This window comes from Alistipes senegalensis JC50, from assembly GCF_025145645.1.
Classification (GTDB): domain Bacteria; phylum Bacteroidota; class Bacteroidia; order Bacteroidales; family Rikenellaceae; genus Alistipes; species Alistipes senegalensis.
This window is the reverse complement of the sequence record NZ_CP102252.1, coordinates 1,053,386-1,080,381: the sequence shown is the minus strand read 5'-3', so window position 1 is coordinate 1,080,381 and position 26,996 is coordinate 1,053,386. Positions and strand designations below refer to the sequence as shown.

At 57.9% G+C, this 26,996-nt stretch carries 26 protein-coding genes and 1 pseudogene; 11 read left to right on the top strand and 16 right to left on the bottom strand.

What is annotated here, in order from left to right:
- Positions 1-15: 15 nt before the first annotated feature.
- The 5 genes from rny to ftsY all read right to left on the bottom strand — a co-directional run bounded on the left by rny (position 16) and on the right by ftsY (position 5,057).
- A complete protein-coding gene (rny, locus tag NQ519_RS04205) occupies positions 16-1,563 on the bottom strand; it encodes a ribonuclease Y (protein WP_026076250.1) in 1,548 nt (515 codons plus the stop codon).
- A 307-nt stretch (positions 1,564-1,870) separates the two neighbouring features.
- Positions 1,871-2,170: a cell division protein ZapA gene (locus tag NQ519_RS04200; RefSeq protein ID WP_019149323.1), complete on the bottom strand. Its 300-nt coding sequence runs from the start codon at positions 2,168-2,170 to the stop codon at positions 1,871-1,873.
- Positions 2,171-2,221: 51 nt separating this feature from the next.
- Positions 2,222-2,533: a hypothetical protein gene (locus tag NQ519_RS04195; protein WP_019149324.1), complete on the bottom strand. Its 312-nt coding sequence runs from the start codon at positions 2,531-2,533 to the stop codon at positions 2,222-2,224.
- A gap of 240 nt (positions 2,534-2,773) precedes the next feature.
- Complete coding sequence (rimO, locus tag NQ519_RS04190; RefSeq protein WP_019149325.1) at positions 2,774-4,072, bottom strand: 30S ribosomal protein S12 methylthiotransferase RimO; 1,299 nt, start codon at positions 4,070-4,072, stop codon at positions 2,774-2,776.
- Positions 4,059-5,057: a signal recognition particle-docking protein FtsY gene (ftsY, locus tag NQ519_RS04185; protein WP_019149326.1), complete on the bottom strand. Its 999-nt coding sequence runs from the start codon at positions 5,055-5,057 to the stop codon at positions 4,059-4,061. Before ftsY ends, rimO begins: the two co-directional genes overlap by 14 nt.
- A gap of 337 nt (positions 5,058-5,394) precedes the next feature.
- Between ftsY and NQ519_RS04180 the strand changes: the two genes are divergently transcribed.
- A complete protein-coding gene (locus NQ519_RS04180; protein ID WP_227901025.1) occupies positions 5,395-6,297 on the top strand; it encodes a hypothetical protein in 903 nt (300 codons plus the stop codon).
- Positions 6,298-6,367: 70 nt separating this feature from the next.
- On the opposite strand, the gene NQ519_RS04175 is transcribed toward NQ519_RS04180, so the two are convergent.
- The 7 genes from NQ519_RS04175 to NQ519_RS04145 all read right to left on the bottom strand — a co-directional run bounded on the left by NQ519_RS04175 (position 6,368) and on the right by NQ519_RS04145 (position 12,148).
- The gene (locus tag NQ519_RS04175) at positions 6,368-7,603 is read right to left on the bottom strand and encodes a glycosyltransferase family 4 protein (protein WP_019149329.1); all 1,236 of its coding nucleotides are present in this window, start codon (positions 7,601-7,603) and stop codon (positions 6,368-6,370) included.
- 168 nt (positions 7,604-7,771) lie between these two features.
- Positions 7,772-7,930, bottom strand: a complete 159-nt coding sequence (locus NQ519_RS04170; protein WP_019149330.1) for a DUF4295 domain-containing protein — start codon at positions 7,928-7,930, stop codon at positions 7,772-7,774.
- Positions 7,931-7,943: 13 nt separating this feature from the next.
- Complete coding sequence (gene rpmG, locus NQ519_RS04165; RefSeq protein WP_010266679.1) at positions 7,944-8,126, bottom strand: 50S ribosomal protein L33; 183 nt, start codon at positions 8,124-8,126, stop codon at positions 7,944-7,946.
- 16 nt (positions 8,127-8,142) lie between these two features.
- A complete protein-coding gene (gene rpmB / locus NQ519_RS04160; RefSeq protein WP_019149332.1) occupies positions 8,143-8,376 on the bottom strand; it encodes a 50S ribosomal protein L28 in 234 nt (77 codons plus the stop codon).
- A 124-nt stretch (positions 8,377-8,500) separates the two neighbouring features.
- On the bottom strand, positions 8,501-9,742 hold the full coding sequence (locus NQ519_RS04155) for a competence/damage-inducible protein A (protein WP_019149333.1): 1,242 nt from the start codon (positions 9,740-9,742) through the stop codon (positions 8,501-8,503).
- A gap of 8 nt (positions 9,743-9,750) precedes the next feature.
- Positions 9,751-10,932 (bottom strand): quinone-dependent dihydroorotate dehydrogenase, encoded by a 1,182-nt coding sequence (locus tag NQ519_RS04150; protein WP_019149334.1) that lies wholly within the window; start codon positions 10,930-10,932, stop codon positions 9,751-9,753.
- 220 nt (positions 10,933-11,152) lie between these two features.
- Positions 11,153-12,148 (bottom strand): 4-phosphoerythronate dehydrogenase, encoded by a 996-nt coding sequence (locus tag NQ519_RS04145; protein ID WP_019149335.1) that lies wholly within the window; start codon positions 12,146-12,148, stop codon positions 11,153-11,155.
- Between the two features lie 271 nt (positions 12,149-12,419).
- Here NQ519_RS04145 and NQ519_RS04140 point away from each other — a divergent pair, with 271 nt between their 5' ends.
- The 8 genes from NQ519_RS04140 to NQ519_RS04105 all read left to right on the top strand — a co-directional run bounded on the left by NQ519_RS04140 (position 12,420) and on the right by NQ519_RS04105 (position 21,429).
- Positions 12,420-13,472, top strand: a complete 1,053-nt coding sequence (locus tag NQ519_RS04140; RefSeq protein WP_019149336.1) for an arginase family protein — start codon at positions 12,420-12,422, stop codon at positions 13,470-13,472.
- Positions 13,473-13,476: 4 nt separating this feature from the next.
- On the top strand, positions 13,477-14,859 hold the full coding sequence (gene nhaA / locus NQ519_RS04135; protein WP_026076251.1) for a Na+/H+ antiporter NhaA: 1,383 nt from the start codon (positions 13,477-13,479) through the stop codon (positions 14,857-14,859).
- Entirely contained in the window at positions 14,856-15,557 is a 702-nt protein-coding gene (locus tag NQ519_RS04130; protein WP_019149338.1) for an FKBP-type peptidyl-prolyl cis-trans isomerase, read from the top strand. Before nhaA ends, NQ519_RS04130 begins: the two co-directional genes overlap by 4 nt.
- A 91-nt stretch (positions 15,558-15,648) precedes the next feature.
- The gene (locus tag NQ519_RS04125; RefSeq protein ID WP_026076252.1) at positions 15,649-16,761 is read left to right on the top strand and encodes an FKBP-type peptidyl-prolyl cis-trans isomerase; all 1,113 of its coding nucleotides are present in this window, start codon (positions 15,649-15,651) and stop codon (positions 16,759-16,761) included.
- Between the two features lie 302 nt (positions 16,762-17,063).
- Positions 17,064-18,293: a site-specific integrase gene (locus tag NQ519_RS04120; protein ID WP_227901026.1), complete on the top strand. Its 1,230-nt coding sequence runs from the start codon at positions 17,064-17,066 to the stop codon at positions 18,291-18,293.
- A gap of 1,147 nt (positions 18,294-19,440) precedes the next feature.
- A complete protein-coding gene (locus tag NQ519_RS04115) occupies positions 19,441-19,689 on the top strand; it encodes a hypothetical protein (RefSeq protein WP_019149340.1) in 249 nt (82 codons plus the stop codon).
- 486 nt (positions 19,690-20,175) lie between these two features.
- Positions 20,176-20,733: a hypothetical protein gene (locus NQ519_RS04110; protein ID WP_044118559.1), complete on the top strand. Its 558-nt coding sequence runs from the start codon at positions 20,176-20,178 to the stop codon at positions 20,731-20,733.
- Between the two features lie 246 nt (positions 20,734-20,979).
- Positions 20,980-21,429 (top strand): hypothetical protein, encoded by a 450-nt coding sequence (locus NQ519_RS04105; RefSeq protein ID WP_019149343.1) that lies wholly within the window; start codon positions 20,980-20,982, stop codon positions 21,427-21,429.
- A 17-nt stretch (positions 21,430-21,446) separates the two neighbouring features.
- Here NQ519_RS04105 and NQ519_RS04100 read toward each other — a convergent pair whose 3' ends face one another.
- From NQ519_RS04100 to NQ519_RS04090, 3 genes are all read right to left on the bottom strand, one after another.
- Complete coding sequence (locus tag NQ519_RS04100) at positions 21,447-22,166, bottom strand: nucleotidyl transferase AbiEii/AbiGii toxin family protein (RefSeq protein WP_019149344.1); 720 nt, start codon at positions 22,164-22,166, stop codon at positions 21,447-21,449.
- The gene (locus tag NQ519_RS04095) at positions 22,121-22,447 is read right to left on the bottom strand and encodes a DUF6922 domain-containing protein (RefSeq protein ID WP_019149345.1); all 327 of its coding nucleotides are present in this window, start codon (positions 22,445-22,447) and stop codon (positions 22,121-22,123) included. The genes NQ519_RS04100 and NQ519_RS04095 overlap by 46 nt, the downstream gene beginning before the upstream one ends.
- A 183-nt stretch (positions 22,448-22,630) precedes the next feature.
- The gene (locus NQ519_RS04090; RefSeq protein ID WP_026076253.1) at positions 22,631-23,149 is read right to left on the bottom strand and encodes a DUF3408 domain-containing protein; all 519 of its coding nucleotides are present in this window, start codon (positions 23,147-23,149) and stop codon (positions 22,631-22,633) included.
- 455 nt (positions 23,150-23,604) lie between these two features.
- On the opposite strand from NQ519_RS04090, the gene NQ519_RS04085 reads away from it, so the two are divergent.
- Together NQ519_RS04085 and NQ519_RS04080 are read left to right on the top strand one after the other, a co-directional pair.
- Positions 23,605-23,895: a plasmid mobilization protein gene (locus tag NQ519_RS04085; RefSeq protein ID WP_044118644.1), complete on the top strand. Its 291-nt coding sequence runs from the start codon at positions 23,605-23,607 to the stop codon at positions 23,893-23,895.
- A gap of 546 nt (positions 23,896-24,441) precedes the next feature.
- Positions 24,442-24,789: pseudogene (locus tag NQ519_RS04080) on the top strand (reverse transcriptase/maturase family protein); the annotation flags it as partial.
- A 458-nt stretch (positions 24,790-25,247) separates the two neighbouring features.
- Here the strand turns inward: NQ519_RS04080 and NQ519_RS04075 are convergent.
- Positions 25,248-26,657 (bottom strand): Gfo/Idh/MocA family protein, encoded by a 1,410-nt coding sequence (locus tag NQ519_RS04075; protein WP_019149349.1) that lies wholly within the window; start codon positions 26,655-26,657, stop codon positions 25,248-25,250.
- Positions 26,658-26,996 lie beyond the last annotated feature (339 nt).

Here is a 26,996-nt window from a genome sequence, read left to right as displayed (position 1 = left end):
GTAGTGCGTTGTCTCCTACTTGGCGTAGGCTACGGCGCGCGTTTCGCGGATGACGGTGATCTTCACCTGACCCGGGTACGTCATTTCGTCCTGGATCTTCTTGGCGATGTCGTGCGACAGTCCCTCCGACTCCTGATCCGAGAGCTTGTCGGCTCCGACGATCACACGCAGCTCGCGTCCGGCCTGAATGGCGTAGGTCTTCACCACGCCGGGATACGACAGGGCGATGTCCTCCATCTCTTTCAGACGCTTGATGTAGCTCTCGACCACCTCGCGGCGTGCGCCGGGGCGTGCGCCCGAAATGGCGTCGCAGACCTGGATGATCGGGGCGATGAGCGAAGTCATCTCCACCTCGTCGTGGTGGGCGCCGATGGCGTTGCAGACTTCGGGTTTCTCCTTGAACTTCTCGGCGAGTTTCATGCCGATGATTGCGTGCGGCAGTTCCGGTTCGTCGTCGGGCACCTTGCCGATGTCGTGCAGCAGACCTGCGCGGCGGGCGATCTTGGGATTGAGGCCCAGTTCGGCGGCCATGATGCCTGCGAGGTTGGCCGTCTCCCGGGCGTGCTGCAACAGGTTCTGACCGTAGGACGAGCGGTATTTCATCTTGCCGATCATGCGGATCAGCTCGGGGTGCAGTCCGTGGATGCCCAGGTCGATCGTCGTGCGCTTGCCCACCTCGACGATCTCCTCCTCGATCTGTTTCTGGACCTTGGCCACCACCTCCTCGATGCGGGCGGGGTGGATGCGGCCGTCGGTGACGAGCTGGTGCAGGGCCAGACGCGCGATCTCGCGGCGCACGGGATCGAATCCCGAAAGGATGATCGCCTCGGGGGTGTCATCGACGATGATCTCGATGCCCGTCGCGGCCTCCAGGGCGCGGATGTTGCGGCCCTCGCGGCCGATGATGCGGCCCTTGACCTCGTCGCTCTCGATGTTGAAGACCGTCACGGCGTTCTCGATGGCCGTCTCGGTCGCCACGCGCTGGATCGACGCCACGATGATGCGCTTGGCCTCTTTCGTGGCCGTCATCTTCGCCTCTTCGATCGTCTCGTTGATGTAGGCGGCGGCTTCGGTCTTGGCCTCGGCCTTCATGTTCTCGATCAGGATGTTCTTGGCATCCTCCGAGCTCATGCCCGAGATCTGTTCCAGACGCACGTTCTGTTCGCGCTGCATCTGGTCCATCTCCTCCTTCTTGTGTTCGAGGATTTGCAGCTGGTTCTGCATCTGCTCCTTCAGCCGGTCGTTGTCGCGGAGCTTATTCTCCAGTTCGCGCTGCTGGTTCTGGAGGTTCTGCTCGATCTGCTTGGCGCGCTGTTCGCTCTGGGCGATCTTCTGGTTGCGTTCGTTGACCTGGCGGTCGTATTCGCTCTTGAGTTGTATGAACTTCTCTTTTGCCTGGAGGATGCGCTCCTTCTTGATCATCTCCCCTTCGGCCTCGGCCTCCTTCACGGCGGCTTCGCGGCGCTTGCGGATCGACGTTTTGACCACGAGGTTGGTGACAACCGCGTAGACCGCAACGGCGACCACGGCAGAGATGCAGGCAGTCAAAATGATGGTATACATTGACTTTTACGTGTTTTTGGTTGTTATTATTAGGGTTTCTTGTGTAGTCATAAAAAACCGCATAGGATTCCTTAGTCTCGTTTGACGAATCTGCCGATCAGTCATGTGTGGGGGCTCCGACAATCGCAATCTTCCAACGGTACGCCGTAACGTACTCCCCCGAAGGGTAGTAAGGCCTGATTTTGAAGCGCCCTGAGTTGCCCCAATTTAGTAAATGTTCAGTTTCGCAAAGCTTTAAGGAATCTATGCGGGTAGATTCTTGTATGTAAAAGAACGTTTTTCGCCGATGCGTACCGCCTTCGGGGGGTCACCCTTTCAGGTCGTTGAGATACGTATCTATTTCCGTGCCGATTTTTTCCAGCTGCCGGAGATCTTCGCTGTCCACCTCGCGGCTCTGGCGCATTCCGACGTTCGCAATGGCGAACTGCAACGCGGTTATCGACAGGTAGTCCTGGTCGTTCCAGTCCTTGATGTTCCGTTGTTTTATTTGTGCGAGGTAGTTGTTCACCTCCCGTTCGGCCAGCCGGTACACCTCCTCTTTTTCGCGTTCGATATTGAGCTGATAGCTTTTTCCCGCTATTTTGAGGGTTATCGACTGTTTTGCCATTTTCTCTCTTCTTTCGTTTCGTTCTCTGTCTCCTCCTCTTCCGGGGCTGCCTTATCGGGCCTCCGGCGCTGCCGGCTGCTGCCCCAGCAGCGCGATGCACTTGTCCACCTCCCGCATAAGACGGTTGACGCGCGCCCGCGCTTTTTCCCGGTTCCGGCTCTCTCCCGCAAGACCTTCGGTCAGCTGCATGCGCGCCAGCTCGCCGTCCAGCTCCCGGACACGCTCTTCCAGCGTGCGTTTCTCCGCGCGGAGCGTCTCCCGCTGTGCCGTCAGTTCCGCACAGAGTTCCGACAGCCGTCTGTGGTCGTCGATAAGCTGCTTTACGCGGGCTTCGAGATTCGTTATCACGCTTTTGTCGGCCATGTCTTCGGATCGAGTTCCGGTTTACTTTATCGAAGGTAGGAAAAAAGCGGACGATTCCAAAACGGAACTGCGTACGATCCGCAAAACTCTCCGACCTGCTAAAAGTGTCGTTACGACATCAAAGGTAGGAAAAAAACCGGACGATTCCAAAACGGAATTGCATGCGGTCCGGCAAAATTTCCCGGCCTGAAGTGTCGTTACGACACCAAAGGTAGGAAAAAAACGGGGAAAAGCCAAAAATTATTTTGTGCGTACTTCGCCGTAGAGATCGTAATCGGCTGCCGACGTGACCTCCGCTTCGTAGAAGTGTCCGCGCAGGAGCCGTCTCCCGCCGACGGGTATCAGAATCTCCTGATCCACCTCCGGGGAGTCGTATTGCGTGCGTCCGACGTAGAAATCGCCCTGGCGCGAGTCGATTATGACCCGTTCGGTGCGTCCCACGCGGCGGCGGTTGTTTTCGAGCGAAATCTCGTTTTGCAGGGCCATGATGCGCTCCACGCGCTCCTGTTTCACGGCCTCTGGCACGTCGTCGCGGAGCTGCTCGGCCGAATAGGTCCCCTCCTCCTCGGAGTAGGCGAAGACCCCGAGCCGCTCGAAGCGCACCTCGCGCACGAACTCCAGAAGCTCTTCGAAATCGGCTTCCGTCTCGCCCGGATAACCTACGAGCAGCGTCGTGCGCAGCGCGAGGTCCGGAATGGCCGTGCGCAGACGGCGGATCAGCTCCATCGCCTCGGCCTTGGTGTGACGGCGGTGCATGGCCGCGAGCTGGGCGTCGGAAATGTGCTGGAACGGAATGTCGAGGTATTTGCAGATTTTGGGTTCCGCGGCCATCACTTCGATCACCTCGTCGGGGAAAGCGGCGGGGTAGGCGTAGTGGAGGCGTATCCACGCGATGCCGTCGATGCGGCACAGGCGGCGCAGCAGCTCGGCCAGCATCCGCCGTCCGTAGAGGTCGATGCCGTAATAGGTCGTGTCCTGCGCGATGACCATCAGCTCCCGGACTCCCTGTGCGGCGAGTTTGCGGGCCTCCTCCTCCAGCTCCTCCATCGGGACGGAGACGTGGCCGCCGCGGATGAGCGGAATGGCGCAGTAGCCGCATTTCCAGTTGCAGCCCTCCGAGATTTTCAGATAGGCGTAGTGCTTCGGGGTGGTCAGGCGGCGTTCGGTGGCCAGCGCAGGGTCCTCCGAGGCCCCCAGGGCGCGGACGATGCCGTCCCACGTGCGGGCGCCGAAATATTCGTCCACCTCGGGAATCTCGGCCCGCAGTTCGTCGGCGTAGCGTTCCGAGAGGCATCCCACGACGAACAGCCGTTCGATCTTCCCGGCCTGCTTGGCCGCCGCCGCGCGCAGGATCATGTCGATCGACTCCTGCTTGGCGTCGCCGATGAATCCGCAGGTGTTGATCACCACCACTTTGGCGTCGGTGCGGTCGCTGTCGAAGAGGACCTCGTACCCGGCGGCTGCGAGCCGCGCCATCAGGTGCTCCGAATCGACGGTGTTCTTTGAACAGCCGAGCGTGATGACGTTAATTTTTTTCATCTCCGAACAGCGCGTTGACGAACTCCCTGCGGTCGAAGATGCGCAGCTGGTCGATGCCTTCGCCGATGCCGATGTAGCGGACCGGAATGTGGAACTGGTCGCTGATGCCGATCACCACGCCGCCCTTGGCCGTGCCGTCCAGCTTGGTGATGGTGAGCGAGGTGACCTGCGTAGCCTGCGTGAACTGCTTCGCCTGCTCGAAGGCGTTCTGGCCCGTCGAGCCGTCGAGCACGAGCATCACTTCGTGCGGAGCTCCGGGGATGACCTTCGCCATGACGTTGCGGATCTTCGTCAGTTCGTTCATCAGGTTGACCTTGTTGTGCAGACGCCCGGCGGTGTCGATCAGCACCACGTCGGCGCCGTTGGACTTGGCCGAGGTGAGCGTGTCGAAAGCCACCGACGCGGGGTCGGAGCCCATCTGCTGACGGATCATCGTCGCCCCGGCGCGGTCGGCCCACACTTGCAGCTGGTCGATGGCCGCGGCGCGGAACGTGTCCGCCGCGCCGATCCAGACCTTGCGGCCCGCCTTGGTGAGCTGCGCGGCGAGTTTGCCGATGGTGGTGGTCTTGCCGGCGCCGTTGACGCCCACGACCATCACCACGTAGGGCTGGCCCTCGGCGGCGTCGAGCCCGAAGTGCTCCGACGAGCCGTGCGCATCCTCCATCAGGGCGGTGATCTCCTCGCGCAGGATCGACTGCAACTCCGAGGCGTTCATGTACTTGTCCCGGGCGACGCGCTCCTCGATGCGGCGGATGATCTTCACGGTGGTCTCCACGCCCACGTCCGACGAAATGAGCACCTCTTCGAGGTCGTCCAGCACGTCGGCATCGACCGTCGAGCGGCCCGCCACGGCGCGCGCCAGTTTCGAGAAGAGTCCCGTCTTGGTCTTTTCCAGCCCGGCGCTGAGCTCCTGCTGCTGTTTGCGCGCCTGCTCCTCGGAGGGCGGCGTATCCTGTTTCTTTTTGAAAATATCGAAAAATGCCATGTCCTTGCGGTTAATTTCTGCAAAGATATGAATAAGCGAGGGCAATGTCAAATTTTTATTTGAACATTGCCGAGCGGGAGTATTTAAGGCGCAGCCGAAGGTACGAAAAAGTCGGAAAGTTTCGCAGATCGCTGCGGTCCGGCAGAATTTTCCGCTTGTCTGAAAGTGCCGTTACGGCACCGACACCAAAGGTAAACAAGAATGTTTGAAAAAAAACGTTATATTTGCAGAGGATGAACCTCCGCTTGGATAGGCGGCGCCTCGGCATAGTCAAATAAATTTGCCTCTGCTCTCGGCTTGCACTATCATTGTCCAACATATGTTATATATTATAATGATGAAAAGAACCATTCTGCTGTTGTTCGCGGCGTTGTGCGGCGCTTTGACCGCCGCCGCGCAGGACCTGATCGTGAAGACCGACGCCACGAAGATCGAAGCCAAGGTGATCGAAATCACCCCCGAGGCGGTGCGCTACAAACGTTTTTCGAATCCCGACGGTCCGACCTACGTGCTGCCCGTCAAGGAGATACACTATATCCAGTACGCCAACGGCGAAAAGGAGTATTACACCAGGACCATCCCTGCGACGCCGCTGACCCCGGCCACCCCGGCGGAACCGGCGCAATCCGCTCCGGCCGAAACCCCGGCTGCCGGACCTGCGACGCAGACGCCCGCCGGACGTTACGTGCTCAAACAGTACGAGATCGGCGAGCTGTATGACCAGAACGGCATCCGGGGCGTCATCTGCCAGCTTTCGGACGACGGCATGCACGGGCTGGTGATGTCGCTCGACGAGATCTACCTCCATTGGAGCGAGTTCCGCAAGCCCGACTTGCGTGTGGTCGGCGCCGACAGCCGGACCGACGGAGCGGAGAACATGGAGAAAGTGGCGCAGTACATCGCCGCCAACAACCTTACGTGGGATGATTTCCCTGCTTTCAAGTGGTGCCGGGACAAGGGCGAGGGGTGGTACCTGCCCGCCATCGACGAGATGCTGACCATCGGCCACAACTACAACGGCGGAACGCGCGTGCAGAACAACCGCCAGGCGCGCAACAAGTTCAACGACGCGCTCAAGGATGCCGGCGGCAAGCGCATGGACCGGCTGGTCTACTATTTCTCCTCGACCGAGATGGACGAGAAGAGCGCCTATACGACCCACATGGGCATCGAACCTCCCTACGTGATCGAGATTCCGAAATACAACAAGTTCCTCGTGCGCGCCGTGCATAAGTTCTGACGCCGGGGTCCGGACGGAAAATCGGTGCACTCCTTTCGGGGTGCACCGATTCGTATTTCTGCGGGTCGCGTCAGAGGCTTTCGATCAGCGTCCGCAGCTTGGGGATGATTACGCTCCAGTCGTAATGTTCGCGCACGTACGCCGGGCCTTTTTCGCTCATCGTGCGGCGCAGTTCGGGATCGGAGATCAGGCGGTGGAGTTTGTTGCGGAAATCCCGGCTGCTGTCGTACCAGAACGCCGCTCCGCTCGACTTGCAGTGGTCTTTCATCACGCGGCTCCGGCCGTTGACCAGCAGCGGCACGCGGTTCTGCATGGCTTCGAGCATCAGCAGCGAGAGGCTCTCCATGCGCGACGGATTGACCATCACCGTGGCGTGACGGATGATGGCGCTCTTTTCTTCGTCGGAAACGTATCCCGTGAAGATGATGTCGGGAGAGTCGGAACGCTCGATGTCGAGTTCCGTGCCGCCCACCATCACCAGTTTGATTTCGCCGCCGTGTTCCTTCTTGTAGCGCAGGAAGTCGGGGATCACCCGGGTCGTCTTCGACGGCGTGATGCGCCCGAGATAGAGCACATATTGGTCGGGCAGTCCGTATTTGGCCTTGACCCCCCCCCAATCCGCTTCCGGAGCCTCTTCGATGCCGCACCCTACCAGGCTGTTCGGGGCCAGCGAGGCGCCGAACGCCCGGCGGCAGAGCTGCCGCTCGGCCGCGGTGTTGAAGGCGATGTGCCTTACGCGGGTGAACATCGGGGCGTTGATGCTGTAATAGAGCGGTTTGTCGGGGTGAACCAGGGGAATGAGGATCGTCTTTTCGGGGGCGATCGTCGAGCCCAGCACCGGCTGGCTGAAATAGAAATTCATGAAAAGGAAAGCCGCATATTCATCCTTGTGCCGTTCGATGAACTCCAACATCTGAGGCGTATGGTCCTCCTGCGATTCGTAGTAGCGTTTTTCGGCTTCGAGGCTCATGGTCCATTCGGGATGCAGCGAGGAGATCACGCCCAGCAGCCCCATTTTGGCCAGTTGCAGGCGGATGCGGCGGGCCGTCTTGCACTTCTTGCGGTAGAGCCCGTGGTGCTCTCCGTCGATGGGTGCGGGTTTGAACCGGCGGACCGTGACGCCGTTGACGGTGCTGACCCCTTCGGGGTAGTCGCTGGCGGGGTCCCGGAAGATTCGGGTCGTTGTGGTAAGCACTTCCACGTCGTAATAGGGTCGCAATCGTTCAGCCAGCATGCGGCAGTGGACTTCTGCGCCGCCGTTGACTTCGACTCCGTAGCGAATGATGATGAATGCTATTTTCTTCATGAAACACGTCGTAATCTCCCGGACGGAACCGACCGGATCGGGCCGTCTGGAAATTTTTCGGATAAAAGTAGCAAAAATATTTCAATCGCGGTATTTTCGGCTCCTGAAAACACAAAGGGCATCCCGAAAGATGCCCTTTGTATTTAAGAGTCGAGCTCTTAAAATACGCTATTTCTTCTCCTCGAAGAACTCTTTGATCTGGTCGTTGGGGACGATGCCTTCCTTGAACATGTAGGCTCCGGTCTTCTCCGACTTGACCATCTTGATGCACTTGGTGAACTGCTTACCCGTGCCGGTTTTCAGTGTTGCGACTACTTTCTTTGCCATAAAGCTCTCTTAACTATTTGATTTCACGGTGAACGGTGACGCGCTTGAGGAACGGATTGTACTTTTTGCGCTCCAGACGGTCGGGGGTGTTTTTCTTGTTCTTGGTGGTGATGTAACGGGACATTCCCGCAACGCCGCTCTCTCTTTGTTCGGTGCACTCGAGGATGACCTGAACTCTGTTGCCTTTCTTTGCCATTGGTTACTCGTTGTTTTTAGTACACGCTTTTGGGTGCGGCAGCTTCGCGCAGGGCGACTGCAAGACCCTTCTTGTTGATTGTTTTCATACCGGCGGCCGTTACCTTCAGGGTAATCCAGCGGCCCTCCTGCTCCGACCAGAAACGCTTGGTTTTCAGATTGGGACTGAATTTGCGCTTGGTCTTGTGGTGCGAGTGCGAAACGTTGTTGCCCACGATCGCTACCTTGCCTGTGATTTCGCAAACTTTCATTATTCGATAGATTTTTGGTTAAAACCCGATTAGGGGAGTGCAAATATACAACCTTTTCGTCAAATACCAATAATCCCCGGCTTTTTTTATTCGGTGCGGGGCGTGAGGATTTCGTCCGGAGCCTCTATTTTCCGTTGAGGCAGTCGCGCAGCAGGCCGACGGCAAAGGCGCTGGCGCGGTCGATGATCTGCCCGCGGTCGGTTCCGCATTGTTTGAGCAGGGCGACCGTGCGCTCGGGCGAGCTGACGGCGATCCAGACCGTGCCGACGGGTTTTTCGGCCGAGCCGCCCGTGGGCCCGGCGATGCCGGTGGTGGCGACGGCGTAGTCGGCGTCTGCCGCGCGGCGGGCTCCTTCGGCCATCTGACGGGCCACCTGTTCGCTCACGGCGCCGTAGCGTTCGATGTCCGCGGGATTCACGCCCAGCAGTTTCACCTTGGATTCGTTGCTGTACGACACCACGCCGCAGCGGAAGTAGGCCGATGCGCCGGGTATGGCCGTGAAGCGCGCGGCGATGGCGCCTCCCGTGCAGCTTTCGGCCGTGGCGAGGGTCAGTCCGCGTTCGGTGAGGATCTTGTGCACCAGCTCCTGCATCGTGGCGGTCTCGAATCCGATGATGTTGTGGGGGATGAGCTTGCGCAGGGCTTCGAACTGACGTTCGATCTCGCGGGCGACGCTCTCGCCTTCGACCTCGTAGGCCGACAGGCGCAGCCGCACGGCTCCCGGATTGGGCAGATAGGCCAGTTTCAGGTAGGGCGGCAGGGCGTTCTCCCACGCCTCGATCCGCTTGGCCAGCATCGACTCGGGAAGCCCGGCGGTGATCATCGTGCGGTGGACGATCTGGCGCAGCGCGAAACGGGCTTTCAACCGCGGCATCACCTCGTCCTCCATCAGGTGCTCCATCTCGAACGGTACGCCCGGGAGCGACACCGCGACGTGTCCGTCGCGTTCGAACCACATGCCCGGGGCCGTGCCGTGGGCGTTGAACAGCACCGTGCAGCACGCGGGAACCATCGCCTGCGAGCGGTTCAGTTCGTTGAACTCGATGCCCCGTTCGGCGAGCATCTTTTCTACGTGGCCGGCGACCCGCTGATCGTAGCGCATCTCGCTGCGGAACATCTCCGCGAGGGTCTTCTTGGTGATGTCGTCCTTCGTGGGGCCGAGTCCGCCGGTGATGACGGTGACCTCCGAAGCGGACATGGCGCGTCCGACGGCTTCGACGATCTGCGTGCGGTCGTCGCCGATCGAGAGCTTCTCGCGGACCACGATGCCCGCGGCGTTGAGGTGTTTGGCGATGGAAACCGAATTGGTATCCACGATCTGGCCGATGAGGATTTCGTCGCCGATGGTGATGATGGTTGCCTTCATGGGTGGAGTTATTTTTGCCCGGAGCCGGGATGACGCTCCTCCTCCGACTTGCCGTCGGATGCCTCCCCGGCGGTTTCGGCGGGCTCCGGACCGGATGTTTCGGGATTTTCCCCGTTTTTCATCGATTCCTCGGCGGCGCGCATGGCGGCCAGCTCTTCGGCCTCGTCGATCAGCGCGCGGCATACGTTCCGGACCAGTCCGGGACCCTCGTAGATATATCCCGTGTAGAGCTGCACGAGGTCGGCCCCGGCGTTGAGCATCGCCCGCACGTCGTCGGCCGACATCAGTCCGCCCACGCCGATGATGGGGTAGGTGCCGCCCGAGCGGGTGTGGATGCGGCGCACGATCTCCACGGCGCGGCGGGTGAGGGGCGCTCCGCTGAGGCGGCCGCTGCCGATCTTTTCGAGCGTCGTGCGGCTGGTCCGCAGCCCCTCGCGGCCGTGCGAGCCGTTGGTGGCCACGATGCCGTCGAGCGGCGTCTCCATCAGTACGTCGGTGATCCGGTCGATCACCTCGTCCGTCATGTCGGGCGAGATTTTGAGCATGACCGGCCGGTACTGGTTCTGCCCGCGGCGGAAGTCGAACAGCGGGTTGAGTATCTGAAGAATGTGTTCGCGCGTGTGCGTCGCCCCTTCGCGGCAGGAGTTGTCGCAGCTGATGTTCACGGTGAAGTAGTCCGCATACTGGTAAAGGTTGCGGAAGAGTTTCAGGTAGTCGGCCGGGGCGTTCTCGGCCGGAGTCGAGGTGTTCTTGCCGATGTTGCACCCCACGATCACCCCGCCGTGCGGACGCCGCAGGTGGCGGATGGCGGTTTCGAGGCCGCGGTTCGAAAGTCCGATGCGGTTGATGATGGCGTTGTCCTTCGGGAGCCGGAAGACCCTCGGGCGGGGATTTCCCGCCTGGGGGCGGGGCGTGACGGTGCCCACCTCGACGAATCCGAATCCCAGGGCGGCCAGTTCGCGGTAGGCTTCGCCGTTGCGGTCGAACCCCGCGGCGATTCCCACCGGATTGGCGAACCGCATGCCGAAGACCTCGCGTTCGAGCGCCGGATGCTCCACGGCGTAGCATTTGCGCAGGAGCCAGCGGCCCCCGGGGATCAGCCCGAAGATGCGCAGCATCAGCAGGACGATGTGGTGGGCCCGCTCGATGTTGAGCGAGAAGAGCAGGGGTTTTATGATCCTTCGGTACATGACGCGGCAAAGGTACTAAAAAGTCGGATGGGTGCAAAACCGAAATGTGTGCGGTTCGGCAGAACCTTCCGACGGGATAAACGGGTCGTTACGACCCCAAAGGTAGTAAAAATTGACTAACGATGTACGACTTCGGCCGTTATGTGGCGGAGCGCAGAACCGGACCGGAATCCCGGTGACTTCCCGTCGCCCCTGAAACCCGCCTCTTGGGCGGGCGGGGTCAGAAGTATTCGCGGCGGTAGGCGTAGCGGTCGCGCAGGGATTCGAAGTCGCCGGGGTGTTCTTTGAGCCGGCGGCTTTCGGCTCCGATGTCGTAGACGCCGCCGATGGTGTCGCAAAGTTCCTGCCACGCGATCGGCCGGGGAACGGACGGCGCCGCTTCGGGCGGATACCACCCTTCGAGCGGCAGTCCGAAACAGCGCGCCAGCGCCGCTACGGACATCGCCGTGGCGTTGGCCTTGCCCTGCTCCGAGTAACCCGCGATGTGGGGCGTTGCGAGCAGGGCTTTTCCCAGCAGCTCCGGATCGAGGTCCGGTTCGTGCTCCCAAACGTCGAGGGCCCATTCGAGACCGCTCCGGAGCAGGGCTGCGCCGTCAACCACCTCCCCGCGCGAGGAGTTCATCACGACGGCGCCGGGTTTCATGCGCCGGAACAGCTCCTCGCCGGCCATGCGGCGCGTCGTGTCGTCGAGCGGGGTGTGGAACGTGAGGATGTCGGCCTGGCGGGCCACCTCCTCCAGCGGCAGGAATCCGCACCGCTCCCGCTCCTCGCGCGGCGGGTCGCAGCAGAGAACGCGGAATCCCCACGCTTCGGCATAAGTTTTGACGAGCGACCCGACGTGTCCCACGCCCACGACGCCCAGCGTCCGCTCTGCGGGCTGCCAGCCCTGTGTGCGGGAGAGGTGGACGAGCGCGGCGGCGACCCATTGCAGGACGCCCCGGGCGTTGCATCCGGCGGCCGTCGTGACCGTGATTCCGTGCGCTGTGCACCACGCCGTGTCGATGTGGTCGAATCCGATGGTCGCCGTGGCGACGAGGCGCACCCGCGAACCGGCGAGCAGCGCCGCGTCGCACCGCGTGCGGGTGCGGGTCAGGAGCGCGTCGGCGTCGCGGACGTCGGCGGCCGAAATGGCCTTTCCGGGGAGATAACGCACCTCGGCGAAAGGTTCCAGAACCCCTTTCAGGAAGGGAATGGCACTGTCGGCTATGATTTTCATGGTATGGACGTTTTTTTCTTTCGTTCCTTTACGGGAAACAAATATAGACAAAAATTGAATTTTTCGCATCTCCGGTGTCGCCGCGACGCTTTTTTGTCCGTCGGAAGGTTTTGCCGGGGCGCGCAGTCCGATTTTGAATCCATTCGATTTTTTTCTATCTTTGGTGTCGTAACGACACTTTTAGGGGTCGGATGGTTTTGCAAAGCCGTATGCGATCCGGGTTTGGAATCACCGGGTTTTTTGCTATCTTTGTAGATTCTTAAATTTCATTATGGAACAGAAACCCTTCGATCCGGATGGCGTCGGCGTGGACAACGGAACCTATTTCGGGCTTCCGTTCGAGCCCGAAACGGCGGAACTGGTGCTGATTTCGGCGCCGTGGGACGTGACGGTTTCCTACGGAGCCGGAACGGCCTATGCTCCCGACGCCGTCATCGAAGCCTCGACGCAGCTGGATTTTTACGACCCGCTGGCCCCCGGGGCCTGGCGCCGCGGCATCGCCACGGCCGACGTGGACTATTCGCTGCTGGAGTCTTCGCAGCGCCTGCGTGTCGATGCCTCGCGGGTGATCGACCATCTCGAAGGGGGCGGGTGCCTCGAAGACGACTATGTCGTGCGCAAGGTCCGCCGCGTGAACGAGGGCTGTGCGGCCATGAACGCCAACATCGGGGCGCAGGCCGTGCGCTGGCTCGACGCAGGCAAGATCGTGGGGCTCGTGGGCGGCGACCATTCGACGCCCTACGGGCTGATCCGCGCTCTGGGGGCCCGTCACGAGGCGTTCGGCATCCTGCATATCGACGCCCACTGCGACCTGCGCGACGCTTACGAGGGTTTTGAATTTTCCCATGCGTCGATCATGTTCAACGTCCTGCGCGACGTGCCGCAGGTCAGCCGGATCGCTCAGGTCGCCGTGCGCGATTTCAGCGAGGCGGAGGCCGCGATGGCCGCTTCGTCGGAGCGTATCGCCACGTTCGACGACCTCTCGCTGGCCGCTGCGGAGTTCCGCGGCGAGACGTGGGACGCCCAGTGCCGCCGCATCGTCGGGACGCTGCCCGCCGAGGTCTACGTGAGCTTCGACATCGACGGACTCTCTTTCGACAACTGCCCCCATACGGGTACGCCCGTCTGCGGGGGCCTCTCTTTCAACCGGGCCGTCTACCTGATCGACACGCTGGTCCGCTCGGGCCGCCGCATCATCGGATTCGATGTGGTGGAGGTGTGCCCCGCGGCCGACGACCGGATCGACGCCATCACCGGGGCCCGCATCCTGTGGAAACTCTGCGGGCAGGCGCTCAAATCGAACGAAAAACCAAACAACGAATAAGCAAATGCGACTGTTTTCGATGTATCGCTGGGTGCGCCAGCGACATGTGATGGGGCTTCGCGGCCGTAATTTTCTGGAGGCTCCGTGGGCCGGCGGCGTAGTGCTGCTCGCGTGCGTGATCCTCGCCATGCTGCTGGCCAACCTGCCCGGCACCAAGGTTTACTATCATCACCTGCTCGAAACCGACCTCTCGCTGATGGTCCGCTCTCCGGACGGACTGATCGACTGGATCTTCCCCCGGGGCATGACCGTCGAGAAGTTCATCAACGACGGGCTGATGGTGATCTTCTTCTTCGCCGTGGGGCTCGAAATCAAGCGCGAGATCGTCTGCGGACAGCTTTCGTCCGTGCGGCGGGCGATTCTTCCGGTGCTGGCCGCCGCGGGGGGCATGCTGGCTCCGGCCATCGTCTTCACGCTCTTCAACCACGGTACGGCCGCCGCCAACGGCTGGGGAATCCCCACGGCCACGGACATCGCCTTCGCCATCGGCATCCTCTCGATGCTGGGTGACCGCGTTCCCGTGTCGCTCAAAATCTTCCTCACGGCGCTGGCCGTCGCCGACGACCTGGGGGCCATTCTGGTCATCGCGCTCTTCTACGGCGGGACGGTTCAGATCGGCTGCCTGCTGGTGGCGCTGGCCATCATGCTCGGGGTCTACTTCATGAAGCAGATGGGCGAGAAGCGGATGTTCTCTTACCTGGTGCCGGCCTTCGTGGTGTGGGGACTGTTCTACTATTCGGGGGTGCACTCGACCATCTCGGGAGTGGCGATGGCCCTGCTGATCCCGATGGAACCCCGTTACAGCAAGGAGTACTTCGCCCATAAGATGCGCTGGCTCAAAGGGCTGATGCTTTCGGCCGCCACCCACGAGGATTTCCCCAACGAGGAGCAGCGCTTCTACCTGCGGCGCATGCACGACCTGTCGGCCAACTCCGTGGGCATGAGCTACCGGCTGGAACACGCCCTGGCGCCTTACGTGACCTTCCTCGTCATGCCCATTTTCGCGCTGGCCAACGCCGGCGTCGAGATCACCTCGTTCGAATACCTCAATATCTTCCACCATTCGCCCGAAATCGGTTCGATCGGCATGGGCGTCTTCTTCGGTCTGCTCGTCGGCAAGCCGCTGGGCATATTCCTCGCTTCGTGGGGCGCCGTGAAGTCCGGCCTCGCAGAGCTGCCCGAGGGGGCGACGTGGCGCATGCTGCTGGCCGTGGGCTGTCTGGGCGGCATCGGGTTCACGATGTCGCTGTTCGTCGATTCGCTGGCCTTCACCGATGCCGATCTGATCGACCGCGGCAAGATCGCCATTCTGATGGGCTCGCTCGCGGCGGCGATCGTGGGATGCCTGCTGATTCTGGCTTTTTCGAAAAAAAGTACGAGACAATGAAAAAAATCCTGCTGATCCTCCCCGCCGCCGCTTTGCTGGCCGGGGCCTGCTCGAAGAAGTCGGGCGGGGGCGTGAAACTCAGAAACGACACCGATTCGGTGGCCTATGTCATCGGCATGAACGTCGGTATGAACCTGCTGCGGATGGATTCGACGATTAACGTGAACGCCGTCTGCGAGGGCATCCGCGACGCCGTAAACCGGTCGGCGAAACTTTCGGCGGCCGATGCCGAGACGTTCTACCTGCGCTATGTGAGCTATGCGCTGCCCGAGAAGGCCCGGGCCTACGAGGAGCAGTTCCTTGCCGATATAGCCAAGTCGAACCGCTCCTATGCCCGCACCTCGTCGGGCGTGACCTATACGGTGACGGCCGTCGGCGATCAGGAGCAGGTCCCCGTGTCGGACCGCGACAGCGTGGCCCTGCGGTGGGTGATCCGCACGGCCGACGGCAGCCGCATCGCCTCCTCCTACGAGAAGGGCGACACGGTGCGCTCGCTGCTGCGCGACCTGCGGAAGGGCGTGCAGGAGAGCGTGAAGCTGATCGGCAAGGGCGGGAAGATCAACGCCTGGATGCCTTCGTCGGCGGCCTACGGCGCCGAGGGCGACAAGGAGCTGGGCGTGGCCCCCAATGCGACGCTTTACTATGAAATCGAGCTCGTCGATGTCGATAAATACGCGAATCGGTCGCGGCGAAGATAATTTACGCCGATAAAGATGAGCGTTATACAATATTTTTATATCTTTGCGCGTACGAATAAAAGCAAACTCAAAACATAGTTAAAAAACAACAATGAAAAAAATCTTTTTTGCTGCGGCACTCGCGGGTGCTGCGATGCTCGCTTCTTGCGGAGGAAACAAGAGCGGCGTGCAGATGGGCAGCCTTTCGGATTTCGACTCGCTGTCGTATTCGCTCGGAGCCAACATCGGTTACGGCATGAGCTATGAAATGAAGGATATCCCGTTCGATTTCAAACTCGTGGACAAGGGTATCAAGGAAGGCGCCATGGGCAAGGCTTCGCAGGAGCACGACAAGTCGCTGGACATGCTGCGCGAGTATTTCATGTCGAAGCGCGGCGAGCGTGCGCAGGCTATCGCCGAGAAGCGTGCCGCTGCCGACAGCGTCCGTCTGGCCGGCGGCGATTCGACCAAGGTCGAGTATCCCGCAGCCGATCCCGAGATGTTCGAGAGCGAAGAGGAGCGCGCCGAGATTTCCTACGCATTCGGTAACGATATCGGTTACAACGTAGCTCAGAGCGGCATGCCCATCCAGCTGGTTTGGATCAGCGAGGCCATGCAGAACGTCCGCGACAACAACGCCAAAATGACGGAGGACGAGGTGAACCAGTACTTGCAGTACTACTTCATGGTGAAGCGTCCGGCCGAGAACGCCGAGGCTTCGAAGGCATGGCTGGAGAAAATGGAGAAGAAATCGGGCGTGAAGAAGACCGAGTCGGGCCTGCTCTATAAGGTTACCGCTGCCGGCGACGCCGCTGCGATGCCGAAGGACCCGCGCGACGTGGTGAAGGTTCACTACACGGGCCGCACCCGCGACGGCAAGGTGTTCGATACCTCGAAGTTCGCCAACCGCTCGAAAGAGCAGCAGGAGATGATCAAGAAACAGCGTCCCGACGATTTCGACAAGGACGAGCCCGTCGAGTTCCCGCTCAACCGTGTGATCCCCGGCTGGACCGAGGGTTTGCAACTGGTGGGCAAGGGCGGCAAGATCACGCTCTGGATTCCCGCCGACCTGGCTTACGGTGCGCGCGGCGCAGGCCGTGACATCGGTCCCAACGAGGCTTTGGAGTTCGAGGTCGAGTTGATTGACGTGACTCCTTACGAGGAGCCCGCTCCGGCGGATTCGACTGCAACGGCCGAGAAGCCCGAGGTCGCTCCCGCAGAGTAACCGGAAAGGCCGAATACGAAAAATCCCGGAACGGAAACGGTTCGGTATTTGTAGGAAAACGAAAGTGTAGAAAAGAGTAAATATCATGTTTTCAGATATTTGATTCTCTGTTCTGCATATGCTCCGAGCAATAGAATTGCAAAATCGGGCAGGTTTAACGGTGAGTTTCGTTACTTATCCGTTACCTGCCCGAAATGCTTTAATTTGCATTTAAGACAGTTGTTTTCAGTGTGTTGCATCGAATTACCGCATAACAAATAACTTGACTAAACGTTTAACCCATCCACAAAGTTCAAGTTATTATGCAACGCAGCACTTTCAAAGTCCTTTTCTATGTGAAAAGGCAGTCGGAAAAACACGGTCAGGTTCCCATTATGGGCCGTATTACGATCAACGGTACGATGTCGCAGTTCAGCTGCAAACTCTCCGTCCGTTCTTCCCTCTGGGATGCCAAAGCGAACAAAGCCTCCGGCAAAAGCCTCGAATCGCAGCGCATCAACGAGAAGCTGGAAAATATCAAGACCAATATCGGCAAGCAGTACCAACGTCTCTGCGACCGTGATTCATACGTTACGGCCGAAAAGGTTCGCAACGCTTTCCTCGGTATGGGTGACGACTGCCGCCTGCTGTTACAGACCTTCGACGAATACCTCGCAGGGTTTCTCAAACGCGTGGGCAAAGACCGGGCCTATTCCAGCTATGAGGACTACTGCAAACGCCGCCGCCGTCTGGCCTCCTTCCTCGAATACGAATATCATGTCAAGGATATTCCTTTCAAAGAATTGAAGCGGGACTTTATCGAAAAGTTCGTGGTCTACCTCTCCTCGGTACAAGGGATGCGTTCCGGGACGATCCATTCTACGCTCAAGAAATTGAAGCTGATGACCTACACGGCGTATAAGAACGGCTGGATTGCCGCCGATCCTTTCGCAGGTTTCTACGTGAGGCCGGAATACTCAGAACGCCGTTACCTTTCGGCTTCGGAGTTACAAGCCGTGATAGATGTCAGGCTCCCCAATTACCGAACGGGTATCAACCGGGATGCCTTCGTCTTCTGTGCTTTCACGGGCCTGAGCCATGCGGACGTGGTGAAACTCACCCACGCGGACATCCATACGGACGATAACGGGGAGCGCTGGATTATCGACAGGCGTCAGAAAACAGGTACGCAGTTCCGTGTCAAACTTCTTCCCGTTGCCGGAATGCTCTACGAGCGTTATAAGGATATGCACCTCTCGGGCGACCGGGTCTTCCCGCTCAAAGGTACCCATAAGACGCTGAACATGTCGCTGAGGCATGTTGCCAGACATGCCGGTCTGTCGTTCAACCCCACGATCCATATGGCGCGTCATACCTTCGCCACGACGGTCACGCTCTCGCAAGGCGTACCTCTGGAAACGGTCAGCAAGATGCTGGGGCACAAACGGATCACCACGACTCAAATCTATGCGCGCATCACTAACGACAAGATCGGCCGGGATATGGCGGCTTTGAGCGAAAAACTGAATGGTATCTTCAGGGTCGCACAGTAGGCCGGTGGGCAGCACCGGGTTCCCATAACCCGGAAGCGATCGGCAGAAATTGTGCGAACGCATAGGAGCCAAGTTTGCCGATTCGGGAAAAAGAGTTATCTTCGAGTGTTATTCCCGAAACTCCCTAAACTCAACTACAGATTTCAATTTGGAATTTTTCGGAGCGGGCCTCGTTGTGAAACGGTGCCCGTTTCCATTGATTGGCATTTGCTCCGGAACGATACGTTTCGTATGGTTTTCTCTCCGTAATCTCTGCCTCTGCGAGCATCCACAACTCCAAATCCCATCGTACGAATTTACGGCAATGTGGAGATCGGGGCGAAACCCGTCGAAAACCGTTCGCTTAGTCAGTATCTTATCTTGGACGAGGGCGTGAGATTCCTCTCAGGACTTCATATGGTATAAGAGCGAAAAGGAAAATTTCATCCCGCGTCGGTTGCCCCGGTTAAGTTAATCCCGCGAAGGGTCGGCAGAGCCTTCCCCGCCGTCCGCGTGTCGGAAAAATCGTCCTCGCCGGAGTCTGCGGTATTTTTCCGCCCCGGGGCCGGCGTCGCGGGATTGTGACACTTCCCGAGGCAACCGACTCGTTCGGGACGGAAAGCCCCGCAATCCAATTTTATTCATCCGCCTGTACGATCATACGATAGAGTTCGGCAGGCACAGAAACGTGAGACACACGGTAAAAACTGTATTCAGGTCATGTCGAAAGTTCGAAGGACATCACACCGACACCCGGCACGGATGACGGCACTGCCGGCTCCGACGCCCGCATCTTCGCAAGGAACGGTACCGATACGGAGCACCGCGGAGATTCCGGATTCGATTCCTTACGATCCGGAGCAAATGCCCCAGCCGCAGTCCATCCCCGCAGATCCGGATATCGAACCCGATACCCGAGTGCCGGAGCTGCTGAAATCCGCGGCATAGCCGAGTAACAATCCCCGAACGGATTAAACAAGTCCGAATTTTACGATTTCACCCCTGTCAGAACAAACTCTGACAGGGGTGATTTTCAATTTCAGGGATATGCATCCGCCCCGAAGACATATACGGACTATAACAGCTTTATATCCGTCGCCCATGCCGGCCGGACTCACACAATCATCCTTTTCACCTTGTACAAACGTACGCTCTGAAACCTGTCGTTATGATTGAAATCTTCGATTCTTCCTGTTCCCGCAGTCTGGGACAGTCCGCCAGCATCCGTGCTGCCATCGACATTTTGAACGCCCCGTCGGCCGCCGGACGGCCCGGCACGAACGCCATGCTCTGCACATACCGAGGCTCCTCTCCCCGGCAGGAATACATTGCTGTCTGCCACGACGGGAAGTGGCATCTGCAAAGAACCCGCAAAAAGCCGATTCGCAATCCCGTGCCGGATAACGTCCGCAGTTAAGCGATCAGGCATATGCCAGCAAACGATCGGTTGTCGCCGTTTCGTCCGGAATTTGCGCTTTTCTCCGGCAGCCGAAAGATGTACGGCCGAGGTCTGTTCGTCCCGGTCTGCTTCCACATAACCGACAGGAACTTCCGGCTTTACGAATCCGGATATGTCGTGACGCTATCCATCGCCGAAAGGGGCATTTACGGAATCTCCGGTCGAATACGACTTGCTGCTCCAAACATCCGGGTCGATATGGCCTTGTATTCCGGCACCGCACCGACTGTCGAAACGCTCACCCTCAAAGTAGCCCGATACACCCCGGCGTGCGGATGCCCCGACAGCGGCGCCGCATGCCCCGTCTTCCGGGTCTGCCTGCGTATTCCCGGCCGGACTGTCCGAAGCGACACAGCCGGCCTGCGGGGGCATATGAGTTATAGGGATTACATGGATAACCCCTGAAAACAAAATAAATGTTCAATCTTCAAAATTCTTCTGCTTATGTCACAGGATGCAGTGTATTTCAACGTCTGGTTCTCGGCCTGCTACATGCGGCTCCGGGAACGTCTTTCCTATTACGGCCTCGACGAGGACGCCTTCCACGACACCTACCTGCTGGTGCGGGAGAAGGCTTTATGCTCCGTCGGGGGCATCGCCGACTTCGAAGCCTATTTCCGCGCCTGTTACCGCCATGCCGTACTGCACAGGCACCGCACCCCGCGGCGCGATGTCCATCCCGGCACGGGTTTCTTTCTGCGGCTGTGCGACGAAGGCCCTACGGTTCCGGAAGAAGAGCTCGGAGCCTGCGAGCGGCTGGTGCTGGACATTCTGGCGTTCATACGCCGCAACTTCCCGCACGAGGTCTGCCGCCTCTTCCTGCTGCGCTATTACGAGTCCCCTCGTCCGTGCAGTTATCGCCTGCTGGCGCAGTATGCCGGGACGACACCCTCGCGGGCCGCCCGCGAGGTGAAGGCCGTCGTGAAGGCCGTGCGCACAAACCGACGTTTCGCACGGCGAAGCCATAGGCCCGCCGCGGCCGAATCTCCCTATGCCGGATAAACCCGGAAAAAGCGAAGAAGGCCGCGGAAAGAGAATCTTGCCGGACAGGCAGAACGCTTTCCGAGTCAGCTAAAACAGAGCCTTTTAGCCCTTTCGATTTTTCGTGGGTACACGAACACCCGGAGCCCTTTCTTTCGCCGAAGGCTCCGCGGAAAACGAAGCCGCCCGTCAGCGTGACGCATAGCGTGTGACGGAGCCGGGTATCACGGCGAAAACCGAATGTTCAATCTAAAAATCTTATTTGCAATGAAACTCATTATCTGGAACAAGGCGAACAGCTGTTCGCCCGCGACGTACGCCCAGCGCAGGACGATCCGCGTAAACCGCCACGGGTATATCTATCTTTCGGGAGCGCTGACCGCAGAGATGGAACTGCGCGACGGCTGCAGGCTCAATCTGGCCAACGACGAGCAGAACCCCAAGGATTGGTACCTGTGCAGGACGCAGCAAGAGGAGGGATTCCGGCTCCGCGGAGACCGTCCCGGGAAAAACGCCGCGACGAAGCGGCTGACCGGGGGCGTGGAGTTCTCGAACGTATGTCTGGCCTCGAAGCTCCTCACGCTGGCAAAAGCGGAGTGTTTCTCCGTGCGCTACCTCGTCGCAAAAGAACCCGTCGTGGTCGACGGTGTGAAATATTACAAAATTCTTACCGCCAACCCGATTCCCGGCATGCCCAGAAACGCCGCGAAGAAATGACTGCCCGCCAAGGTACGCTACCTTCGGCGTCCGTGTTTCTGACCCGGCGTATCATTGTCTTCGGGCACTTTTTCCTCCCGGCAATCTTTGTGCCGGGCCAGAGGTGCTGTGTCGAAAACATGGTCTTGCTGCAAAGACATATCCCGGAGTCTTAGCGCGATATTCTCCCAGGAATATTCGTAAGCGGGAATGAAGACCTTCTCCCCGAAGTTGATGTCATCGAAATATAAGAGGCCTTTCACCGGGCCCAATACATTCGAAAAGGGGAATTTGCGTTCGAAACAACGGAGCATGGAGTCCAGCGAAAAACGGGTCGAAAGGAATGCCATATCTATGAAATCCTTTAACCGGGAGCCGTCATCGGAGATAGCCGCGAGTTTCATGGCGATAATGTCTTCCATGTCATAGAGCCGCAATCCCGATTCCATATGGGGAGGTCTCAGAGATTTATACCGATGTGCGATACAGTCGATCTTCACCCCGCCGATTGTACCTTTCAGAGTATGTTGCGCTGTAAATTTGGTTTGGAAGCCATATTTGTGCCGTAAGGAAAACTCCAACTGCTTTTCATCGAAAGATTCGGGGGTGAACAAATCGAGGTCGACACTGACCCGATGGCCTAAATAAAGGGCTAAAGCCGTTCCGCCGGCCAGACTGAAAGAGTCCATAAACGGCTCGGATTCCAGCCGTTTCAGCAGCTCAAGAGTTTCCGGCGCAACAGTCTGCGTGTATAGCATCGAAGTTCTTCTTTTTTAAGATTGAAAAATGTGCATACGAAATTCATGTCTTTGTCCGAGAGTGTGGAAACCTCACGGAGAATCTCGCGGAAGCCCGCAATGCCCCCGTACAGGTCGAATGCCGCGAAATAGTCCTCTGCACAGCCGCGCTCGATCACACGCTGTACGACGATGCTGCGGGCCTGCTGCCAGTCGAAATGCCGCAGGTCGTATTCCCAAAGCAACGTCGGAGAAATATGGTATTTGCCCTTGTTCTGTTCGTATCTGTTGAAGAGAATCATAATGGAAAGGAAATAACTAATACAAATGTACGCATTTTATTCCGCATATGCAATTTCCGGGCAACGATCTCCACATAGAATGAATATGCTTCGTGAAAAGGGTGTACCGGGCAATCCGGTGAGGATTCTCTGAGCTACGGACTGCGGACACCGGCATATTCATCCCGTCCCGGTTGCATCGCATCAGAACAGTCGTCTGCTATTCTTCTTTTCGTGGAGATAATTCAGCTCGTCGCTGTAAATGTCCATGACGAACCGCAGCATATTGTCGACCAAGGCCGTTAATCTTATATTATCGTTTCCCAGCAGGTGGAGGATGGCCGACACTTTGCGCTTGGTTTGGGCGCTGACATAGATCGCCGAGCGGTTACGACAATCCACCGATGCGAAGAAGGTGCGTTCGAAGTCCGGCAGCGAGAGCTTTTTACGCCGGAATCCGGCAGGCTCCTTTACAGTAGTCGTTTGGGTGTCGACATCTGTTTTTTCAGTCGTCGGTGCCGATGCTCCGGATACCGTTTCCGAGGTGTTTTCCTCGGTAGCGTCCGTATTTTTCTCTTCCGGTTCGGGAATCCGGCGGACGACTTTCGAATCCAAAGGAGCTTGTCCGGCGATCATCTGACGCATCAGTTCCTCGGCGGCTTCGATACGGGGACGCTTCGAAAGATTAGGCGAAGGTTTGTCTTTTTCTTTGAATGAATCCATGGTACAACGTTTTTGAGATTGATTGTTCGTTTTGCAGTCGTAAAGCATGTATGTTTGGTTTTATGTTTTAAACCATTCAAAATACCGTTTTCTGTTTCATGCGGTTTATATCGGGATAATGACCGGAATAAGAAAACCGACCTTTCATGCTGCAAGATACAACCGACTGAAATACCTCGGTTCCGATGTCCGCTCCAGACCGCTCCAGTCCGCACCGAGGGTTTGTTTTGGCGCCCGCACGGTTGTAATATTGCACCGGGAACAGACCCGCCCTCGGAGGCCGTAGCGGAGGCTTTTCAAAGTTTTTATAAAAAATTTTCCGCCGCGGACTTTTGTTTCTGCAAAGAAACAGCGAGCTGTACCTTTGTATGCCGAAAAACTTTTCGGCATACGAAAGGTGCTCGCTCTGCGAGGCCGGGGCCGCTCCCAAGTCGCGACCCTTTTTTAAGCTATATATGGATACCAACCGAAAACTGACAGACATAACCGACAAGAAGCCCCGAACACCGAGTTATAAATACTCTTCCCGGCTCAATGAAGAGCAGCATATCCGCTTCAACGAACTGCTCTGTAAGGCCGGATCAGAGCATAACCGCAGTCGTTTTATCGTCAAAAGAATCTTCGGCGAGGAGTTCGTTGTCGTCAGACGCGACCCTTCCAAAGTGCAATTCGTCGCTCGGCTGAACGACTTTTATTTCCAATTTCAAAAGCTCGGGAACAACTATGCGCCCGTCAAGGTGATATAATAAATATAGCGATGGCAAGCTATTAGGTAAGTGTTCTTTGAAAATAACCTATCATCAACCGACTTATCTGAAAGGGAAACCGGACAGGGAGTGTAGCATGTCGGGGATAAACCATAAGTCAGTCAGTTACCGGACTGCGACTGAATGGGGTGATGAAAGACAGATATGAGGATAAAATCCGGATTGATTGAATGACAGCCTGAGCGGTACCTAGCGAAACTGTGACGTTAAGGTAACTATACTCGTCATATCGTGATACTCTCATTGTGGTAGTTGTACAGAGAGAGCAAGAACTTATCACGACGCACCTGCAATAAGCAGTAAAAGGCGGACGTCATATCCGACAATCTGTCGTGCCATAGTTATTATATCGCAAACGGGGATTACCTAAACCGGAATGCCGTAAGGCTATTGGACGAAGGTCTATGAATATCCGGCATGGCAACGGAGCCGCCGTAGTAGTCCGAGCGAGGGAAAGCCTCGCACATGACGAAGGGCGGCAGCTAATATTCATTAATACGATTAACGGAAAATGCGAGAGGCATTATGAGAAGTCCCGCAAGAGTATTAAACAGTCTGACAAAGCATAGTCAAACCACGGAATACAGGTTTGAGAGGCTTTATCGTATTCTTTTCAATGAGGAAATGTATTATCTGGCTTATCAGCGAATATATGCCAAGCCGGGTAATATGACACAAGGTGCAGATGGAGAAACCATCGACCGTATAAGCCTTCCCCGCATTGAGAAACTGATTCTTTCGTTGAAAGACGAAAGCTACTCTCCCCAGCCATCGAGAAGAGTGCATATCCCGAAGAAAAACGGAAAGACTTGACCTCTCGGCGTACCCTCTTTCGACGACAAACTGGTGCAGGAGGTAGTACCATTCGTACTATCCATTCACATCCAGATAGAGTTGTAACTTAAAAAGTTATGACTCTATTTGCATATAGCGGGTAATGGTTCGGAAACGATTGTGTGCATTTGTTCGCATCTGCTTTCCATCCTGTCAAACAACTTCAAATTGTTGAGTGCAAATTTAAATAGGAAATGTTGCGTTTCGTGGGTCTAACCTATCTGGATCGTTAATTATTCCTGATGGAGTCGTAGAAATCCTATACATTTGCTACCGCATCTTTAATCCTATCATCTTCTTTAGCTGAAACTGTTCGCCGGGCAGTGGCACACGATGCCGATGCTGGTCCACGCCCACGGACAGTCCGCCTCGCCGACCTCCTTGGGCAAAGAGTTCATAGTCTTCGTCTCGCCGGGACGGTGAACCGCTTGTCGGCCGAAGCGTACTCGTCCCCGGCCCCGCAATTCCCTCCGTACAATATTGTTCCCGTATCCGGATCAGCGCACACCGGCGAACTCCAACCGGCTCAGTTTCTTCCAGGCCCCGCGCGTGAAGTCGGGAATCTCGACGGGGCGGCTTCCGGCAAGCACCGACCGCTCGCTCAGCTCCACGATGCACGACCATTCGGCCGCATCGTACACGTCCATATCCAGCGGCAGACCGCGGCGCAGACAATAGACGAGCCGGTAGTCCATGATGAAATCCATCCCTCCGTGGCCGCCTACCCGGCGGGCCAGTTCACCGATCTCCCGGCTGAAAGGGTGCTCGTAACGGGCCAGCAGGGAATCCATCCGCGCTTCGTCGAGCGCCGAGTGGGCGTCGGGTTCCAGTGCGATCTGTTTCACGGGGTATTTCCGGGCAAACCCTTTGGTGCCGCTGAGCAGATGAATACGGCTGTACGGCCGCGGCGAAGTGACGTCGTGCTGTATCAGGATGCTTTTCCCCTTTGCGGTACGGATAAGCGTCGTGTTCATATCTCCCAGCCGGTAATCCGCGGCTTCCGGCGCTTCTTCGCCGAAACGTTCGGCGGCATAGCGCGTCATACCGAACTGGCCGCTTGAAAGCGACACCAGCCAGGTCATCCGGTCGCCGCGGTGGATGTTCAGTGCCTGGCAGACGGGCCCCAGCCCGTGCGTGGGATAGGGGTTGCCTGTGTGTTCACGGCTGTACTCCCTGCGCCAGTAGTTCCAGTAGCCCGACGGACCTTTGCCTCTCCCGGCTTTTCCGACGCCCGGAACGTAACTGCCGTCCTCCCAGCGGCTGTTGAAACTAAGTTCGCGCAGATCGTGGATATAAGCCCCTTCGGCATGCACGATCTCCCCGAATAACCCCTGCTGCGCCATATTGAGGGTCGCCAGTTCGAAGAAATCGTAACAGCAGTTTTCGAGCATCATGCAATGGCGGCGGGTCTTCTCGGCCGTATCGACCAGTTTCCAGCACTCCTCCACGGTAACGGCCGCAGGCACCTCCACGGCTACGTGTTTGCCCTGTTCCATGGCGTAAACCGCCATGGGCGTATGGCTCAGCCAGTCGGTGCTGATGTAGACCAGATCGATGTCGCGGCGTTCGCAGAGCTGCTTCCAGCCGTCCGGACCCGTATACTCCGCAGCCTTCGGTCTCGACTTTTCCCGGAGCACGGCCTGGCTGCGTGCGAGATTTGCCTCTTCCAGATCGCAAAGGGCCACGACCTCCACGCTGTCGAGGTACATGAACCGTTCGACGGCGCCGATGCCGCGCATGCCCAGCCCGATGAACCCGACCCGGACGACTGGAATCGGATCGCATGCGAGGGCTATGACATCGGACTGTCCCGCCGGGCGTTCCTGCGTATGGTCGCAGCCGGCCGAACAGCCGCCGAGGAGGATCGAAAGTAATACGAAAATGATTGTTGTGATAGGTTTTTTCATCTCTGTACATGATTAGGTTTACGGAAAACGGAAATCCCGTCGCCGGAAGCTGTCTGCGCAGATGAACGGCCTGTCCTGAACCGATGACGGTGCAATGATAGGAATTAATTGCGATACGGCAAAAGAAAACCGGGAAATTGACAAATTTATTTTCCGGGCGTAAGGGTGACGGATATTTTTCGTGTCATTTTTATGAAACAGATGTCCCGCATCGCCGCCTAAACCACGGTACTGCTGGTATTTGCGCAACTGCAACGGCCGTGCAAAAACTATCCTGAACCGAATGAAACGAATCTGAAAACTTCGAGCCTATGTAGAACCGCCATACGATTCCGAAAC

Coding starts and splice junctions, on each gene's coding strand:
- NQ519_RS04110 (WP_044118559.1), top strand. CDS start 20,176: ATGTCACAGGATGCAGTGTATTTCAACGTCTGGTTCTCGGCCTGCTAC.
- NQ519_RS04095 (WP_019149345.1), bottom strand. CDS start 22,447: ATGATTCTCTTCAACAGATACGAACAGAACAAGGGCAAATACCATATT.
- rimO (WP_019149325.1), bottom strand. CDS start 4,072: ATGAAAAAAATTAACGTCATCACGCTCGGCTGTTCAAAGAACACCGTC.
- NQ519_RS04125 (WP_026076252.1), top strand. CDS start 15,649: ATGAAAAAAATCTTTTTTGCTGCGGCACTCGCGGGTGCTGCGATGCTC.
- NQ519_RS04075 (WP_019149349.1), bottom strand. CDS start 26,657: ATGAAAAAACCTATCACAACAATCATTTTCGTATTACTTTCGATCCTC.
- NQ519_RS04130 (WP_019149338.1), top strand. CDS start 14,856: ATGAAAAAAATCCTGCTGATCCTCCCCGCCGCCGCTTTGCTGGCCGGG.
- NQ519_RS04105 (WP_019149343.1), top strand. CDS start 20,980: ATGAAACTCATTATCTGGAACAAGGCGAACAGCTGTTCGCCCGCGACG.
- NQ519_RS04150 (WP_019149334.1), bottom strand. CDS start 10,932: ATGTACCGAAGGATCATAAAACCCCTGCTCTTCTCGCTCAACATCGAG.
- nhaA (WP_026076251.1), top strand. CDS start 13,477: ATGCGACTGTTTTCGATGTATCGCTGGGTGCGCCAGCGACATGTGATG.
- NQ519_RS04155 (WP_019149333.1), bottom strand. CDS start 9,742: ATGAAGGCAACCATCATCACCATCGGCGACGAAATCCTCATCGGCCAG.
- rpmB (WP_019149332.1), bottom strand. CDS start 8,376: ATGAAAGTTTGCGAAATCACAGGCAAGGTAGCGATCGTGGGCAACAAC.
- NQ519_RS04200 (WP_019149323.1), bottom strand. CDS start 2,170: ATGGCAAAACAGTCGATAACCCTCAAAATAGCGGGAAAAAGCTATCAG.
- rpmG (WP_010266679.1), bottom strand. CDS start 8,126: ATGGCAAAGAAAGGCAACAGAGTTCAGGTCATCCTCGAGTGCACCGAA.
- ftsY (WP_019149326.1), bottom strand. CDS start 5,057: ATGGCATTTTTCGATATTTTCAAAAAGAAACAGGATACGCCGCCCTCC.
- NQ519_RS04145 (WP_019149335.1), bottom strand. CDS start 12,148: ATGAAAATCATAGCCGACAGTGCCATTCCCTTCCTGAAAGGGGTTCTG.
- NQ519_RS04085 (WP_044118644.1), top strand. CDS start 23,605: ATGGATACCAACCGAAAACTGACAGACATAACCGACAAGAAGCCCCGA.
- NQ519_RS04170 (WP_019149330.1), bottom strand. CDS start 7,930: ATGGCAAAGAAAGTAGTCGCAACACTGAAAACCGGCACGGGTAAGCAG.
- NQ519_RS04115 (WP_019149340.1), top strand. CDS start 19,441: ATGATTGAAATCTTCGATTCTTCCTGTTCCCGCAGTCTGGGACAGTCC.
- rny (WP_026076250.1), bottom strand. CDS start 1,563: ATGTATACCATCATTTTGACTGCCTGCATCTCTGCCGTGGTCGCCGTT.
- NQ519_RS04090 (WP_026076253.1), bottom strand. CDS start 23,149: ATGGATTCATTCAAAGAAAAAGACAAACCTTCGCCTAATCTTTCGAAG.
- NQ519_RS04120 (WP_227901026.1), top strand. CDS start 17,064: ATGCAACGCAGCACTTTCAAAGTCCTTTTCTATGTGAAAAGGCAGTCG.
- NQ519_RS04100 (WP_019149344.1), bottom strand. CDS start 22,166: ATGCTATACACGCAGACTGTTGCGCCGGAAACTCTTGAGCTGCTGAAA.
- NQ519_RS04180 (WP_227901025.1), top strand. CDS start 5,395: ATGAAAAGAACCATTCTGCTGTTGTTCGCGGCGTTGTGCGGCGCTTTG.
- NQ519_RS04175 (WP_019149329.1), bottom strand. CDS start 7,603: ATGAAGAAAATAGCATTCATCATCATTCGCTACGGAGTCGAAGTCAAC.
- NQ519_RS04140 (WP_019149336.1), top strand. CDS start 12,420: ATGGAACAGAAACCCTTCGATCCGGATGGCGTCGGCGTGGACAACGGA.
- NQ519_RS04195 (WP_019149324.1), bottom strand. CDS start 2,533: ATGGCCGACAAAAGCGTGATAACGAATCTCGAAGCCCGCGTAAAGCAG.